This window comes from Lentzea atacamensis (assembly GCF_003269295.1).
GTDB lineage: Bacteria > Actinomycetota > Actinomycetes > Mycobacteriales > Pseudonocardiaceae > Lentzea > Lentzea atacamensis.
In genome coordinates this window covers 72,014-89,420 of the sequence record NZ_QLTT01000002.1, presented here as the reverse complement: position 1 = coordinate 89,420, position 17,407 = coordinate 72,014, and the positions used below count along the sequence as shown (strand labels likewise).

Sequence of the window (17,407 nt, the reverse complement as noted above, 5' to 3'; positions counted from 1 at the left end):
ACGCTTGTGGCTTAGGGTAATCACTGGCGTCCTTGTTGGGGGAAACGGCCAGGAGGGCCATTACGGTTCGCGTCAGGAACGCCAAACCGCCCAATGTGACTAATATCACCACTGGTGTCATCGAGTCCTCCTGGCTCCGTCAGCTCTCGATGGTAGAGACGCAGCGGCGCGATCGCGGGTTGCCGCACCGGCCAGACCGATATTGTCTGTCTGTGATCTCGTACGCGCAGAACGCGGAGGACGTCCTCCTCGCCCGGCTTTTCCACGGCAGGACGACAGGTCGCTACGTGGACGTCGGCGCGTCCGATCCTGTCGAGGACTCGGTCACCAAGCACTTCTACGATCTTGGCTGGCGAGGCATCAACGTCGAGCCGATCCCGGCTCAGGCTGAGGCGTTGCGCAAGGCGCGGCCGGGTGATGTGACACTGGCGGTGGCGCTCGGTGCCAAGTCCGGGTCAGCGGTACTGCACCATGTCGTGAACCGGTCCGGGTGGTCGACGCTCGACAGCGTTCTCGCGAGCACCTACCAGGCCGAGTCGACTCTCGAGATCGTCCAGGTCGAGGTCGAGCTCCGCACGCTCGCCGACGTGCTCGACGAGCATCCGGGAGACATCGACTTCCTCAAAATCGACGTGGAGGGCGAGGAGCGCGGCGTCATAGAGGGCGCAGACTGGGACCGGCACCGGCCACGTGTGGTGGTCGTCGAGGCCACCGAGCCCGGTTCCACCAAGCCCGCGCACCACGAGTGGGACCCGTTGATGACTGAAGCCGGCTACCGATGCGCGTTGTTCGACGGGCTGAACCGGTTCTACGCGCAGGCTGATGACACCGAGGCGTTGGAACTGCTCGCCGTACCCGCGAACGTGTTCGACAAGTACGTTCGTGCTGAGGTCGCTGAACAGCGAGCGGCCCGGATGGCCGAGATCGCGTACATCCGTCGCCTCGAGGAGGCCGTGCAGGAGGCGGAACGGGAACATCAGCACGAGTTGGCCGAGTTCGACGCGCTGCGCGAGGCCGCACAGCGCGCCGAACGCGAGGCCACGCGCGCCCGGCAGCGGATCGCAGCGCTCGAGGCACGCCTCATCGAGCTGGAGAGCGCTCCTCGTAGATTGCCGCGAGGCGGTCGCGGATGACCTTGCCGACCGCCTCGTAGCTGCACGTCTCCCAGATCGCCTGCTGCGCGGCCGCACCCATGCGGGCGCGCAACGTCGGACTGTCCGCCAAGCGGCGCAGCCACCCGGCGGCTTGTGCGACATTCGGTTCCGCCCACAGCAGGCCCGGCCGGTACCAGTCCGCGAAGCGCTCGTCGTAGCGGTGGTCGGCCATGGTGATCGGACGAATGTCGTATCCGATCACACCTGCCGATCCTGGTGGCATGAAGTCTGTGTTACCGCTGTAGCCAGTGGCGACGACCGGTTTGCCGATCGACATCGCCTCCGCCATGCCCATGCCGAAGCCCTCGGAGCGGTGCAGAGACGCGTACACGTCGCAGCTCGCGAGGAGCGAGTCCATCTCGGCCCGAGACAGGTCACCCGTGATCAGCACTCCGTTGACGCCGGCGACCGCGTCCTGCAGCGCCGCGGCCATCAACGGAAAGATGTCGAGGTCCACCACCTTGATCACGAGCTGCGCGGTCGTACCACGCTCGTGCGGCGCGAAAGCTCTCCGGAACGCGTCGATCACGCCCCAGGGGTTTTTCCTGGCATCGCTCGACGAGGCGCTGAAGCTGAACAGCACCACGAAGGCGTCCTCGTCCAGGCCGAACTGAGCCCGGTCTGGAACCGACGAGATCTCGGTGACCACGTTCGGCACCACCGTGATCGGCACTTTGGTCGCCGTGCGGAACGCCTCGGCCACGTACGACGACACGACCCACAGCTCGTCAACGCGCGGCAGTTGCTGGAGCGTGTAGTCGAGGATCTCCGGCATCTCCCAGGCCCACAGCGCGATCGTGTACCGGTCGAGCGCGGTCTCCGGGATGAGCTGGAACTCGTTGAGATTCACCATCCACAGGTCGATCGGGTAATCCTTGCCGCCACGGAGCTCCAGCATCTCGCGCGGCACCTGAACCGTGCGGACCGGCGCGCGTGAGTTGAATTCCGTGTAGGCCATGGGCACGCCTGCCCTGTGCATCGCCAACCCCGCGCGGCGGAACGACTCGGAGAGGCCAGTTGTCGCCCGCAGGTCGGCGAACAGGTTCACGCCCGCATGTGCGACGTGTTTCGGCTGCTCGCCTGCGGAAATGCTGTCAAGCGCCCTCCGGTAGCCCTCGGCGGCGATCGGCCACGACGCGTGCGCCGCGACCCAGTCGCGCGCCAGTTTGCCGGCCGCGCGAGCCTCTGCCGGGTCTTCGACCACCTTCTCCAGCAGAGCTGCCAGCACCTCCGCCTCGTGGGCTGGCTCGATCGGAATTCGTGCGCAGAAAGCCTCGTCGAGGTGACGGTGCTGGGGCAGATCGCTCGTGATCACCATGCGGCCGGCGCCGAACGCCCGCATCATCACACCGCTGGTCTCGCCCATCGTCGGCCAACGCAGGTTGACCACCACGTCGGTGGCGGTGATGAGGTCCTCGAACGCCTCCTTCGCCGGGCTGAGTTCCAGGTGCACGGAGTCCTCGAGACCGAATTGCTCGATCGTGCTGACGACGTCGGCGTGGACGTCCGGGTAGTCGACGTGCCCCGCGATGAGCAGCCGGGCGTTCGGCCACCGCCTGCGCACTTCGGCGAACGCGAGCACGGTCACCAGGATGCGTTTGATCCGGTTGAAACCGCCGAAGACACCGAACACCACGTGCTCGTCGGTCCAGCCGAAGATCGACCGGATGTCATCACGATCGGTGTCGTCACGCAGCGGCGCGCCGTGTGGCACGACGAAGACCGGTTTGCCGGGGAAGCGCTCGCGGAGCAGCTGAGCCGAGTGGGGGTCGTGCACGATCACGCCGCGGCTCGCCGTCACGACCCGGTGTTCCAACGTCATGGTGCGGCTGTCGAGCGACTTCACCCCGTCGACCTCGACCGCAGGCAGCCCGTGCAGCAAGGCAGGGTCGTGCGGATCTCCCCAGATAGGGCCGTGCGCGTCCTTCAGCTCCTTGTAGAACTCCGGGGTGAGGCCACCGCAGTAGCCGAGGTTGAAGTCCAGCAACGACATCTCGTGCAGAACTACCACACCGGGCACCTTGAGCGCCTGGTCGTAGATCCACGAGTGCACGCCGGCGTGATTGCCCATCTGGTAGCACGCCAGTCCGGTCGACCGCGCTCGTGGGCTTGTGCGGGCGACGGGCTCGACGTCGCTCATCTCAGCGAGGAGTTCGTGGGTGTAGTCGGCGATCCCGCTGCGGTCGGGCGGCAGCGGGCTCCACATGCTGTAGCGCACGGTCACATCCGCGCAATCAGCAAGAAGCGCTCGCCGAGCGGGTGTCCGCGGTGCTCGACGGTGACCTCGGCGAAGCCCGCTGTCTCGGCGAGGAAACGCAGGTAGGTGGGGTGTACCGGCCGCTGGGCGAACGGATCGACGTGGAACTCGGGACCAGCGACCGGGCTTTCGACCAGCAGCACGCCGCCCGGTCGCAACGACTCCGCGGCCAGGGACACGAACTGCGCCAGCGCCTCCGCCGACAACCGCTCGACGAAGCGGAATGCGGTGACCGCGCCGAGAGAACGCTTGTCGACGCGGGTGAGCGCGTCCATCGGGTCTGATTCTTCGATCCGGAAGCCCAGCTCCGCGTTGTGTTTGACCACGGAGGGGTTCGTCGATGCACCGAGCGCGGAGACACCCGCCTCGCGCAGCACCTCGAACCACTCGCCTCGCCACGGTGCGGTGTCGAACACCGTGCCGCGGCCTTCGACGACCGGTAGATGTGCCGCCCGTGCCGCACGCACGTGTTCGACCGGGCCGTCCAGCAGTTCCGCGACCGCCAGTTCCACGCCGTTCGCCCTGGCTGGAACCGCAACGGCGGCAGCATCGGATTCGGTGCTGTCCGACCTGCGGAACTGATCGAGCACGAGGTCGACCTGGGCGTGCCGGAGGCGGGCATCGCGGGCAGCCGCGGTGAGCTCGGCGAGCTGCGACTCGATCGCGTCGAGGCGTTGGTCCACTTTCTCAGCGCGCAAAGCCGTGTCCACGAGCTGCAGGCGCAGGTCACCGAGCTCCGTGCGAATGCTGCCGACCGCCGCGTAGAGGCGTTGGTTCAGCCCGGCCATGATGTTCTGATCTGCGCGCTGCAGTTGCTGGACCTCGTGCGCCAGCTCGGCCCTCGGCACCTGCTGCTGGTTGTGCAGCATCTCGCTCAAGGCGGTGAGGGCGTCGCGGCCGGCGATGTTGGTCTCGATCTGCCACTTCACCTGGCGCCGCCAGAGGAAACGCATCACGAGCCTGCCGAGCAGGTCACGTGAACGCAGCGGGAGCCGCAGCTCCTTGTTCTGTTCCAGGCGCGCGAGTGCGTCCGCCAGGCGTGCTTCCGACATCAGCCGTCCAGGGAGTGCAGAGAGGGTGTGCGCGAATTCTAGTGCAGGTCAAGCAGGTGGATCAGGGGATTCGGACAGTCCTGATGATCCGGCGCGCCACGCGGCTCGCAAGCGACACCGAGTCCCGCACCGGCTCCTGATGTCGAGCCAGCCAGGCATCATGGGCCGCGGTCAGACGTTCGGTCATCCACTGCACCGTGACCTCGATCGGGCGGGTGCGCAGAAGATGTGCGCGTGCGGCGGCACCGCGCAGGCGGGCCTCCTCCGGGTTGTCCGCGACCTCACGCATCGCGCGTGCAGCAGCATCCAGATCTGGATCGGCCCAGTGACAGTCAGCCGGGTACGGAGCCCAGCCAGGACCGATGTTCGTGATGGTGTGCGGAACCAGCCAGCCTGTTTCCTCGGTGACGAACTCGGCCGTGCCCGAGTAGTTCGTCGAGATCACCGGGATGGCGCGGATCATCGCCTCGGCGACGGTGAGACCGAAGCCCTCGCCGCGATGCAGCGACACGTACGCATGGCTGGTGGCGTACAGGTCGGTGAGTTCCTCGACGGTCAGATAGCGCTCCACGAGGGTGATCCGCTCGTCGCCGGCGACCTGGAGCCGAAGACGTTCCGCGGCGGAAACGTTCGAGTGGGAGTTCGTCGACTTGATCACCAGTTCGACGTCGTCACGTCCCTCGAACGCGATCTGGAAAGCGGTGACCAGCCCATACGGGTTCTTCCTACCCGCCGTGCTGTTGTAGTCGAAAGCGAAGAAGAACCTCGTGCGGTCGCCCAGCTCACGGCGAGGTTCACCTGGATCCGGCACCGGCACCGGCACCGTGTGCACGGGCACCGGCGAGTGCTCGGCGATGGCACGCCGGGAGAACTCGCTGACCGTCCAGATCTCGTCCACATGAGCGAAACCGTGATGCATCGACGCCGGGAAGTCCTCAAGCTCCCACGCCCACAACCCGATCCGGTAGCGATCATGGCCCACGTCGGGGTGCGCTGCCAGCAAGGCTGCGGTGAAGTCACCGTTCACGGTGATCAGGCTGACTGGAAAGCGGGGCGGCCCGACGGAGTCCGGTTCTTCGAGTCCGGTTCGAACAGTCCTGATGATCGAGTGTTCCTCGACTACGGACACGTGCGGAACATCCGAAGCGTTCAGCACCCGCAACATCACGCGGCCCATCTCGCCGATGCCCAGTTCGGCAGTGTGGTAGCCGGCGACGTTGACACCGAACTCGTCGCCAGGTGGGGTCGGCTCGATCGGCTCGGTGGGAAGCGCCCACTCCGGCACACCCTCATGCCGACCGTGCAGGTGGCACCACTGGCGAAAACCAGCACCGAACGGCTGCGGGAACGTGGTCTGCAGGTCGACGCGTGATCGCCAGACGGCCAGCAGGAGCCGGTTGAATCCGTTGACGCGTTCAACAGGTGTCGCGGGGAGCCGCAGCCACTCCTGGAAGCGCTCGCCGTCGAACGCGTGCGGAGCCCTGCCGTCGGTTGGGTTCAGGGGGTTTGACGGCGTCAGCGCCTCGCGAAAGAGCGTGCGCATCGGTGCAGTGATCGGTGTTCCGTCCGAAAGAAACCCGAAGCGGTACGGGACGTCGCTCGGTTCGACGAGGCTCGCGTACTCGTCGTAGATCTTCTTCAGCTCGGGCCGCTCGGAGAACAACACCCGCGTGCAGTCGGACGCGGGTGTCCAAGGGGTGCGCGGGTCGTAGCCGTCGAACCTGATCAGGTTCGCACCCTCCACCGACCGCTCGTGAAGGTTCCAGTGCGCCAGCGCGGACTCCGACAGGTCGACGGCGCCTTTGGCGGCGACGATCGCGAGCGGAGCCAGCACGAGCGCGCGGGGCGGCAGCTTGACGACGACGTCGTACTCGCCGAGCAACGCCCGTACAGCTCTCCGCGCCACGAGGTCGGCAAGTTCATCGACGTCGTGCGCGGTCGCCAGATCGAGGTACTCGTCCTCCGAGAACTCCAGCCAGTCCGGTGGGTCCTCCAGATCGATGATGACGTATTCGTGCTCGGGATGATGCTTCAGGTAGGACGTGCCCAGCACCCGCGCGGCGGGGAACTGGGCACGTGTCGCGACCGTGCAGGCGGCCACCCGAGGGCCACCCGTCGAGCTCACGCGCCGGTGGGCAGCGCGCTGAGCTGCGCGGCGAGGACCGAGTCGAAGTCCTTGCTGATCGCTGCCTGGTCTTTGCCCGCGACCTGTACGCGCACGATGGTGTTTTTGTGCACGTAATGTGCGCGAACGGCACCCTTCTTGTCGCCGGCAACATCGACTTGGTAGGTCGACACGCTGGCCGGAGAGACACCGGTGTACGGCTTCATGCCGAACTTGACCTGCAGTTCGTTGAGCGCATCGACGGCGGTGGCCGCCGTCGTGGCATCGGTCGCCTGAACGGTGATGATCTGCACGACGTCGCCGTTCGGCAGCTTTGACACTCCGACACGGACCTTCGAAGCACCGGCCGTGGTGTACGCAGTGTTCTCCTCATCGGTGAGGAGCTTCTGCGCGATGACGTCCTCGAACGTCTTGATGCCCGACTGGTCTTCCTGGGTGCCCGGCAGGTCGGCGATCTCCAGGTCGTCCTTCGGCTTCGGCTTGCTCGTCGGTGTCTGCGAGGTGCTCTGCGCCGTCGTTTCGCCGCCGGTGCCGCCGCTGGGTCTGCTGGCGAACCACCAGATGCCGCCGCCGATCAGCGCCAGCACGAGGATGACACCGATGATCGCGAACACCCGGCCCTTGCCGCTGCGCTCGCCCGCGTCGTCGAACGTTTCAGGACCCTGGGCGATCCAACCGGGCGTCGGATCTCCCACCGGACCGAAGCCGTCGCCGGTGGTCCAGGGCGGTGGTGCGGAGATCGGTGGCGCGGACTGCCAGCCACCCTGCTGCGGATTCGGTCCGCTGACCGGCCGGACGAACTGCGTGCGCTCGGCATCGCCCTTTTGCTGAGTGTTCACCACCTGGGTCGCGTCCGGGGACGCGGCGTTACCGGTGCCGACGACCTGGGTCGCGTCCGGGTTGGGCGGCTGCTGTTGCTGCGGAGGGGCCGCCTGCCAGCGGAATGGCGGCGCGAAGGGACCCTGCTGCTGTTGGGGGGACGGGGCCGAGGTGGAACCGGCCAGAACTTCGTCCCGGCGAGCGCGGTAATCGTCCGCAGAGATCCGACCCGAGGCCAGCTCCAGGTCGAGCTTCTGCAGCTCTTCTTGCCAGGTCACGCCTGGCACCCCCCTTCCAGATAACCGTCAGACCGCAACATTGTGCCGAAGCGGACGCCTTGACATCGCGCCGACCTGGCAAGTCGTGACCGCCTTGTGGCCCACGACACCCCTAGATTGGAGCAATGGCGTTGTTCGGTCGTAGCAAAACGAAACTGATTGCCCCGCACGACGCGTTGCCGGGGCGTTCGACGCCGCAGACGGTACCGCCGTTCCACGCGGTGTTCACAGACCGCCCTATCGCACCGCCGTTTCCCTCGGCATTGCGTGCGGCTGTCGTGGCAATGGGGTGCTTCTGGGGTGCCGAGCGGCTGTTCTGGCAGACCCCCGGCGTGTGGACGACCGCCGTTGGCTACACGGCGGGCTACACTCCCAACCCCACCTATGACGAGGTCTGCTCGGGTCGCACCGGGCATGCGGAAGCGGTCCTGGTCGTCCATGATCCAGTCGTGCTGCCTTACCAGGCGCTGCTCCGGGTGTTCTGGGAGGGCCACGACCCGACGACAGGCATGCGGCAGGGTGCGGATGTCGGAACCCAGTATCGCTCGGGCATCTACTACGCCGACGAAGGACAGCGCGTCACCGCGGAGGCATCGCGGGCGGTCTACCAGAAGGCGCTCTACGCCGGTGGCCACGGCGCGATCACCACCGAGTTGAAGTCGCTCGGCGAGTTCTACTACGCCGAGGACTACCACCAGCAGTATTTGAGCGACGCCAAGAACCCGTACGGGTACTGCGGACTGGGCGGCACCGGAGTGAGCTGCCCTGCAGGTCTGAACGTCTCCGGCCAACCCTGACCAAGTCCTTTCACGTGCGAAGTACAGTCACCTGAGTGCCCGATCGGCTTGGGCCATTTCGGAGGATGACCGGCTGAACGCACAGAAGGGCCAGCTCGTGGGGGCGATTTCGGCGCCGGGCGCGATCACCGGACCAGGGGAGGACACGCAGCGAGTCCTCTGGATCCGGCTTGTGAGAAGAGCCGGACGGTTATTCCGGTCCGAAGGTGCGGTCGCGTTCTACTTCGGTCTGCTGATCTCACTGGTCTTCAACTTCCGAATCGTGCTGAATCCGAAGTCGCTGATCACCGGCGGTCTGGGAGACCCGCTCCTGCAGGCGTGGGAGCTCGCCTGGCTGCACCACGTGGTGACCGAGGGCGGCGACCTCTGGACCGCCAACCAGTTCTACCCGGCGGTCGACAACTTCGCGTTCACCGACTCGTTGCTCGGTTACCTGCCGTTGAGCCTCTTCGGTGACGGCCAGTACGCCGCGGTCTTCCGGTACAACGTCGCCTTCGTGCTGGCCTTCGCGCTGGCGTTCACCGGTTGCTACCTGCTGGCCAAGCAGCTGGGCAGCAGCTGGCAGGGAGCCGCCCTGGCCGGCGTGGTCTTCGCATGGGCACCGTGGCGGCTTGCTCACCTCCACCACCTCAACGTGGTGTCGACAGGTGGCATCGCGCTCGCGTTGTGGGCACTCGCCCGCGGTCACGGGTACTCGTTTCGCGGGCGGACCGAGCCCAGGCCGTGGTGGATCTTCGCCGGTTGGCTGATCGCCGCCTGGCAGGTGTCGATCGGGTTTGCCATCGGGCTTCCGTTCGTTCACCTGATGGGGGTGGTCGGGCTTGTGATCGCGTTCACCTCCTGGCGTCGCGGATCCCGCGTGGTGATCGCGAACACCTACGGCGCCGCGGTGTTTCTCGTGGTCACCTGGTTCCTGGTCGTGCCGTACATGCGCGTGCTCGACTCGTACGGCTTCAAGCGGACGTGGCGTGAGATCGAGGTGTTCTCACCCCCCGTGAATGGTCTGTGGACCACCCCGTACGAGACCTGGCTGTGGGTCGAGACGATCTTCAACGACCACAGCGCGATCCCTGAGCCCGGCATCGGCGAGAAGTTGCTGTTCCCAGGCCTGGTAGTGGTGCTGCTTGCCGTGACTGGTTTGTTCGTCAGCGCCTGGCGGGTCAGAGTGCGGGTCCTGCTCGCGTCTGCGGTCGTCGTTTCGGTCGTGCTGGCGCTCGGGGTGAACTTCCTCGACGGTGCCGTCTACCGGTTCCTGTGGGACTACCTGCCCGGCTGGAACGCCATGCGGACGCCAGGGCGGATGATGCTCTGGGCGATTCTGCCGCTTGCACTGCTCGCCGCGGGTGCGGTGACCGAGTTCGGCAGGCTGCTGGTGGACCGCACGCAGGTCGCGCTGCAGCTCATCGCGATCTATCTGCTGGTGCCCGCGTTGGCTGCCTTGCTGGAGGGCATTCCGCGGTGGCCGCACGTCGAGAATCCCGGCATACCGCCAGACGTGAAGCGCGTCTTCACGCAGACCCGCGAGCCGATCCTGATGCTGCCGATCGACGAGACCAGCGAGTTCACCTACCTGCTCTGGTCGACCGAAGGCTTCCCGAAGCTGGCGAACGGCAACTCTGGCAACTTCCCTCCGCAGTATCAGGAGATCGCCGAGGTGACCAAGGCGTTCCCGGACCAGCGCAGTGTCGACGTGCTCAGGCACTTCGGCATCAGGAAGGTCGTCGTGGTCAAGTCGCGGCCGTTCGGCGTCGACTTCGCGGCGCGACCTGTCGACGGGTTGCCGGTCGACCGGGTCGAGTCGGGCGACATCGTGGAGTTCACGATCACTGGCTGATCAGCAGAGGATGGATCCACATCGAGTGTGGTTTCTCGGTCACGCCGAGGTCGATCGGCAGCAGCGCTGAGTGCGGCTCCATGCCTGGAAACTGGTCTCGGCGAACGCGGGGCAGCGGAACAGCGTGCCCCTGCAGCACCTCAAAGTAGAACTCCTGTTCGACTTTGTTGCTTGAGTGGCACACGAAAGGCCTGGTAGACGCCCGTGGCCTCAAGATCACACACGGATCACACGTGATCGTGCTCACCCGTCTGGCCTATAGGTGATCGCGGTTCTGCTTGCCATGCTTCGTTGGTCGATGTAAAGGTCGCGTGTTGTCGGGGGGCATGCGCGTGACCCTGGGGGACCCACGTGGTGTACCGCCGTGCGGCGGCGAGGCAGTCATGCCTGCGCACGCCCAGAAACCTTGCTGCAGCCGCAGTTCTCGCCGCGGCACTGGCGGCCACCGCGGTGGTTGTCACCGTGAACGCTTCAGAGAAGCCGGTCGCCGCGCCGATCACCGAGGCACCTGACACGGGCACCGCGATGCAGGCGGCCCGTGCGCAGGGAATCGAGGTCGAGGCGGTCAGCATGCGGACCGCGACGCGTGAGGTGTTCGCGCAGCCGAACGGACAGCTCCAGGCACGTCTCTCCGTTACGCCGCAACGCGTCCACAAGAATGGCAAGTGGCAGGCGATTGAGCCGGAGCTCGTCAAGGACGGCGACCGCGTCACTCCCAAGTCGACCGAGGCGGGCATCGCCTTCTCCGGCGGTGGTGAGCTCGAACCGCTCGTGCGGCTGAGCAAGGACAACACCGCGTTCGCGCTGAGCTGGCCCGGCAAGCTGCCTGCGCCGCGGCTCCAAGGCGCGATGGCGATCTACGACGAGGTCCTGTCCGGTGTGGACCTGCGGATGACCGCGGCGAACGACGGTTACCAGCTGCTTCTCGTCGTGAAGTCCCGTGAGGCGGCCTCGAACGTGGCGGCGGTGAAGCTGGGGCTGAAGCTCGAAGGTCTCGACGTGAAACCCGGAGCGGACGGCGCGTTCAGCCTCGTCGACGCCTCCGGTGCCGCGGTGTTCGAGGTGCCCAGGTCGTTGATGTGGGACTCCAAGAAGCAGCCGGACGCAGAGGCACCGCGCACCGACTACGCGGCCGTTGGCGTGCAGCACGCTCCGGGTTCGCTGACCCTGGTGCCCGACCAGAAACTGCTCAACGACCCTGCGACCGTGTACCCGGTTTACATCGACCCGGACGGTCGCACCGTGAACCACGGCGGAGCCTGGACGACGGTGTACGACAACGGCACCGATGCCATGCGGAAGGAAACGCACTGGAGCGGCGCGCGGAGCGCGGCGGAGACCGGTTGGTGGGTGAAGGTCGATCCGACCGCCAGATCCGGTCGTGCCCCGGAAACCTCGCCGAAACTGGTCACCCGGTCCTACTTCCAGTTCGACACCAGGTTCTTGTCCGGCACCACGATTTACGATGCCCGCATGGACGCCACCGTGGTGCACGCGTCCACGGCATGTGATGTGAAGAAATGGCATGACCTGCATGTCGCCGGCTGGGACATCGCGGAGGACACGAACTGGAACAACCAGCCGCCAGACCACGGTGTGCTCGCCTCGTACGAGGTACCCACGGTGCAAGGCAACTGCTCAGGGCACCAGTCGTTCTCCTTCACGAGCCCGACCTTCAAGAACCACCTCGACACCGGCGGCAACTCGACGTACGGCATCTGGCCGGCCTCCGATGACGAGAGCTACTGGCGCAAGTTCCACCCCGGTGCCATGAAACTGATCGTCGACTACAACTCCAAGCCGTACATCCCATGGGACCTCACCACCGAGCCCGACCCGGTCGCGTGCACCCACTGCGCCGGCATGCCGTGGGTCGGTGACTCGACTATCCGCCTGAAGGCGGGTGTGGGGGATCCGGACGGCGAGCAGGTGCAGAGCATCTGGCATGTGTACGACGACGTGGTCCCTGGTGACCCTGCCAAGCAGAACAAGCGCGTGATCTGGGGCAATGTGGTCGGGTCCAACTCGTGGACCACGCAGGACGTGCCGCTGGACAAGGTTGAGGACGGCCGTCTGGTCACGTGGTTCGTCGCGGCGCACGACGGCCGCGCCACCTCAGACTTCAAGCAGGGCCCGAAGACGTTCCGCGTCGACCACACGGCTCCGGCGAACAAGCCGGAGGTCACCAGCGCGGTCTACCCGGAGGACAACCGTTGGCACGGTGGTACGACGGTCAAGGGCGACTTCACCTTCACCGCGAAGGACACCGACGTCGACCGCTTCGCCTATGGCTGGGACGACGCCACCACTCTGTCCGTTCCGGCCAATGCGCTCGGCGGTTGGGCCACCGTCCCGCTGACCCCGCCCGGTGACGGCCCGCGTGATCTCTTCGTGCGCTCTGTGGACCGGGCGGGCAACAAGGGGCCGATGCGGGTCTACCACATCTATGTCCGCGCGGGTGCCGGCGCGATCGCGCAGTACTCCTTGGACGGCAACGTCAACGACAGCGCCTACCTCGGTGACCGGCACGGCACGACGCACGGCAACGCGAGCTACACAACTGGTGCGCTGGGTTCTGCGCTTTCACTCGACGGCATGGGCGGCCACGTCACCGCGGCGAACTCGGTGCGCACCGACGCGAGCTTCAGCGTCTCGGCGTGGGTCAAACTGGACAGCCTCGAGACTCACTGGCGCAGCGCCGTGAGTCAGGACGGCAACTCCGTGTGCGGGTTCTGCCTGCAGTACCAGGCGGATCAGCGACGCTGGTACTTCGTCATGCCACAACAGGACTCGACGAACCCGACCAACTGGGCGTCCGCGAAGTCGCTGGAGGAGCCGACACAGGGTGCCTGGACGCACCTCACCGGTGTGTTCGACGCCGAGACCCGGGATGTCAAGCTCTACGTCAACGGCGAGCTGCAGGGCGTCGCCAAAGCCACCTCGCCGTGGCACGCGGCGGGCAACCTGCGCATCGGACAGTCCAAGGCCGGCGGCAACTTCGGCAACAACTGGCTCGGCGGCCTCGACGAGGTGCGCCTGTACGACCGTGCGTTGACCGATGCCGAGGTGGTCGGTGAGGTCCGCCGGGACAACGTCCAGGTCGGACACTGGCGCTTCGAGGAGGGATCGGGCACAGTCGCCCGCAACGCCGTGTCCGACGGCGCGTCCGCCAAGCTGTCCGGCGGTGTGTCGTTCTTCGAGCAGCGTCCGCAGCCGAGGAACCTCGCGGTGCGCTTCGACGGCACCGGACAGATCCGCACCACGGGTCCGGTCGTGCGCACGGACAAGAGCTTCTCCGTCTCGGCTTCGGTGACGCTTGCCGACTTGACAGGTACGCAGACCGTGTTGTCGCAGGACGGACCGGACTCCAGCGGCTTCGTGCTGCAGCAGAAGGACGGCCGCTGGCAGTTCGGCATGACCGAGGGCAACGGCAGCACCGCGTGGAACGTGCTCGCGCAGACCGGTCCGAACACCGCAGTCGCCGGAACGCCGACGCTCCTGACGGCGGTCTTCGACGCGGGAACCAAGAAGGCGACCCTCTACGTCAACGGTCTCAATCCTGTGGTGAGCGCGGCCGCCACCAAGCCCTTTTGGGACGCGCGGGGCGCGTTCGTGATGGGCAACGACCAGCAGAACGCCGCGTTGAAGGGTGGCCTGGACAACGTCCGCGTGCACAGCCGCGTCCTGGCCTCGGACGAGGTCGGCGAGATCGTCCAGCTCGACGCCGCCGCACTGCGCCAGTGGCAACTGGACGGCGACGGTGTCGACTCATCCGGCTTCAACGGAACGGCTACGCTCGGTAGCCCGGTCGACTGGGTGAGCGGTCAGAACGAGAACTCCGACCCGAAGGACCTCGGTGTGCGCCTGACCGGCGTCCCCGGCGCTTCGCTCAACTCGCCACACGCGGTGGACACCTCGCGCAGCTTCTCGGTGAGTGCGTGGGCTCGGCTGGACACGCCCTTCACCGACCGCTACCCGGCGGTGTTGTCGCAGGACGGCAACACCGTGAGCGCGTTCCAGCTGCAGGCGACGAGTGACGGCCACTGGGCGTTCGCGATGTTCGGCAAGGACCAGCACAACGGCGGTGGCGAGTCTTCCAGGGCGGTCGGCGCGGTCGCGCAGGTCGGCGTCTGGACGCATCTCGTGGCCACCTACGACGACAAGACCGACCGGATGACGTTGTACGTCAACGGAGTCGAGGCCGCCACAGCGATCAGGCCGGGCGCATGGGACCACCCAGGCGGCCAGTTCCGCATCGGCCGCGGGTTCTGGAACGGCGCAAACGTCGACTACTTCGCCGGTGCGATCGACGACGTGGAGGTCCACGGCCGCGCGCTGTTCGCGGACGAGATCCGGGCCAAGGCGGGCCGCGACCTGAACCTCGTGCACAAGTGGCAGTTCGACGAGGGCGCCGGCACGAGCGCCGGTGACGCGGTCGGAGGCAAGGCCGGAACGCTGCGGAACGCCACTTACGCGCCAGGCCGCCTCGGCAACGCCGTCAGCTTCAGCGGCAACGGCGAGGTGTCCACTGGAGCAGTGGTCCGCACCGACCAGAACTTCACCGTCTCGGCCTGGGTCAAGCTGCCCGGCGGATGCTCCTCGAAGTGCAAGCAGGTCGCGGTCAGTCAGGACGGCGAGCGCAACAGCAAGTTCCGTCTCGGCTTCGTGAAGGACAGGGAGAACCTCGGCAACTGGCTCTTCGAGATGCCGGAGGACGACCTCGACGTCACCACGATCACCAAGGCGGCGGTGTCCGCGGAGCTCGCCGACTTCGAGAAGTGGGTGCACCTGGTCGGCACCTACGATCGAGCCTCCAAGCGGTTGCTGCTCTATGTCAATGGCAACAGGATGGGTGAAGGCAGGCTCGACAACGCCTGGCCTTCGAAGGAAAGCGTGCAGGTCGGCCGGGCTAAGCTCGCCCAGGCGAATGCCGAGTACTGGACTGGTTCGGTCGATGATGTCCGGTTCTACACCGGTGCGTTGGACCTCGATGGCGTCTTCAAGCTGTACAAGTCCTATCCGTCCGTCGACCAGCCGGCGGCGACGCTGCCGGTCGCGGACGCCGGGCACTGGAAGCTCAACGAGGCCACGGGCACGACCGCAACGGACAGCAGTGGCCGCAACAACACCGTCACCTTCAGCACCGGCTCCGGCTGGATCGGTGGCCGAACCGGCGCCGGCGTGTGGCTCGACGGGGCCAGCGGCGCGGGTGAGACCACCGGCCCGGTCATCGAGGACACGAGGAAGAGCTTCACCGTGGCTGCGTGGACGTACGCGCCGCATGGCATCACCGGCGACCGTGGAATCCTGGCGCAGGACGGTGACCGGCAGAGCGCGTTCACCCTGTCCTACAAGGGTGATTCCGGTAGGTGGGCGGTGGTCCAGCCGCACGAGGACACGGACGGTTCGCAGACCACTGTGCTGGTGTCATCCGAGCCTGCGAAGACGGACCGGTGGACGCACCTCGCTGCGTCGTACGACTCCGACGCGAAGCAGCTGCGCCTGTACGTCAACGGCGTGCTGTCGGCGGTGAAGGTCGGTGCGGTCGCGTTCGACGCCAACGGTCCGTTCACCATCGGCCGCAACAAGTGGAACGGCGTCAAGGGTAGCTGGTACTACCGCGGCATCGACGACGTCCGCGTGTTCAGCAAGGCGCTCACGGCGGCTGAGGTCAACAAGGTTCACGACGACGTGCCGCTGAACGACTTCGGTCTCTTCAAGTTCGACGAGAGCGACGGCAAGGACAGCACGTGGCGGAACAACACCCTGACCACGACGGGTGGATCCTCGTACGTGCCGGGCGTGATCGGCACCGCGTACAAGTCGGACGGCACCGGTTCGGCGTCGGCGCAGTTCTTCGGTGCCGACGCGCGTGACAGCTTCACGGTCCAGGCGTGGGCGCGGGTGGAGCGCGACGACAAGCCGTACACGGTGCTCAGCCAGGACGGCACCAACGTGAGCGGCTACCTCCTGCAGTACCGGCCGGAGTCCAAGCGATGGGCCTTCGGAGGCCACGTGCAGGATTCCGACCAGGCACCGCTGGTGAAGGCGCTGTCCTCGGAGCAGGCCGTGCCGTGGCGCTGGACGCACCTCGCCGGTGTGTACGACCACGGTGCCGGGCAGTTGCGGCTTTACGTCGACGGCAAGCTCGCCGGTACCGAGTCGGGCAGGCTTTGGCCAGCCGACGGCAAGTTCGCGGTCGGCCGCGCCAGGTGGCAGGGCAAGGACGCCGACAACTTCGCCGGACTGATCGACGAGGTTCGGATCGAACAGGGCATGGTGCCGGAGGCGAAACTGCTGGAGCGCGCCTCACGTCCGATTCCTCCCGGCGGCCACCTCGGCCGGTTCGTCAGCACCTACGGGACGGGCGAGCACTACACCGGCCCCGCGGACGTGGCCCCGCTGCCCAACTACCGCTACGAGGGCACCATGGGCATGCCGGCGTCGCCGTCCGAGCAGAACACCCAGCGCCTCTACTCGTGCAAGTCGGGCAACGACCACTTCACGTCGACCGCTGCGGACTGCGAAGGTGCGACCGTGCTCGGCGAGTCCGGCGCGAGCTACACGGTCAAGCCGACCAACATCCCGACGGTCGAGCTGAACCTGTGCCTCGTCAACGCCGACCGCTTCACGTCCACGTCGGCCAACTGCGAGGGCCAGACCAAGGTGAAGAGCCTCGGTTGGCTGCGCGCCTACGCACCACTCGCGCGCTACCTGAGCACCGCGTTCCCGTGGGACCACTGGAGCACACCGCACGGCGTGCTGCCGGGCTACCGCTTCGAGGGCGTTCTCGGCGTCGTGGCAACCACCACCGCACCGGGCACGGTGGTCCTCTGGGCCTGCCGTGAGGGTTCGGACACCTACAGCTCGCTGGACTCCACGTGCGGCGGCAACCAGTTGGTGGGCGGCCTCGGCTACGTCTGGACCTCGCCACCGGAGGGACTGCCCTCCAAGCAGCTCTACCGCTGCCGCGCGAACGGCATCGGGAACCGCTTCGACTCGACGGGCAGTTGCGAGGGGCACCAGATCGAGCAGTCGCTCGGCTACATCCCGATGAATCTGCCTACCACCATCGCGACGTTCTGACCTCT

8 protein-coding genes are annotated in these 17,407 nt (G+C 66.6%); 4 read left to right on the top strand and 4 right to left on the bottom strand.

Going from position 1 to position 17,407, the window contains the following annotated elements; genetic code table 11:
- The first annotated feature begins 212 nt into the window (after window positions 1-212).
- Window positions 213-1,133, top strand: a complete 921-nt coding sequence (locus tag C8D87_RS09140) for an FkbM family methyltransferase (RefSeq protein WP_112226395.1) — start codon at window positions 213-215, stop codon at window positions 1,131-1,133.
- On the opposite strand, the gene C8D87_RS09135 is transcribed toward C8D87_RS09140, so the two are convergent.
- The 4 genes from C8D87_RS09135 to C8D87_RS09120 form a co-directional block, all read right to left on the bottom strand.
- Entirely contained in the window at window positions 1,081-3,372 is a 2,292-nt protein-coding gene (locus C8D87_RS09135) for a glycosyltransferase (protein WP_233442008.1), read from the bottom strand. The genes C8D87_RS09140 and C8D87_RS09135 overlap by 53 nt on opposite strands.
- 2 nt (window positions 3,373-3,374) lie before the next feature.
- Entirely contained in the window at window positions 3,375-4,463 is a 1,089-nt protein-coding gene (locus C8D87_RS09130; RefSeq protein WP_112226394.1) for a hypothetical protein, read from the bottom strand.
- 61 nt (window positions 4,464-4,524) lie between these two features.
- Window positions 4,525-6,588, bottom strand: coding sequence for a glycosyltransferase family 4 protein (locus C8D87_RS09125; RefSeq protein ID WP_112226393.1), 2,064 nt, complete (start codon window positions 6,586-6,588; stop codon window positions 4,525-4,527).
- Window positions 6,585-7,694, bottom strand: a complete 1,110-nt coding sequence (locus C8D87_RS09120) for a hypothetical protein (protein ID WP_146771665.1) — start codon at window positions 7,692-7,694, stop codon at window positions 6,585-6,587. Before C8D87_RS09120 ends, C8D87_RS09125 begins: the two co-directional genes overlap by 4 nt.
- Before the next feature lie 116 nt (window positions 7,695-7,810).
- On the opposite strand from C8D87_RS09120, the gene msrA reads away from it, so the two are divergent.
- The 3 genes from msrA (at window position 7,811) to C8D87_RS09105 (ending at window position 17,402) form a co-directional block, all read left to right on the top strand.
- Window positions 7,811-8,482: a peptide-methionine (S)-S-oxide reductase MsrA gene (gene msrA / locus C8D87_RS09115; RefSeq protein WP_112226391.1), complete on the top strand. Its 672-nt coding sequence runs from the start codon at window positions 7,811-7,813 to the stop codon at window positions 8,480-8,482.
- A gap of 262 nt (window positions 8,483-8,744) precedes the next feature.
- A complete protein-coding gene (locus tag C8D87_RS09110) occupies window positions 8,745-10,316 on the top strand; it encodes a hypothetical protein (protein WP_146771664.1) in 1,572 nt (523 codons plus the stop codon).
- 462 nt (window positions 10,317-10,778) lie between these two features.
- On the top strand, window positions 10,779-17,402 hold the full coding sequence (locus C8D87_RS09105) for a LamG domain-containing protein (protein WP_112226389.1): 6,624 nt from the start codon (window positions 10,779-10,781) through the stop codon (window positions 17,400-17,402).
- The last annotated feature ends 5 nt before the right edge of the window (window positions 17,403-17,407 follow it).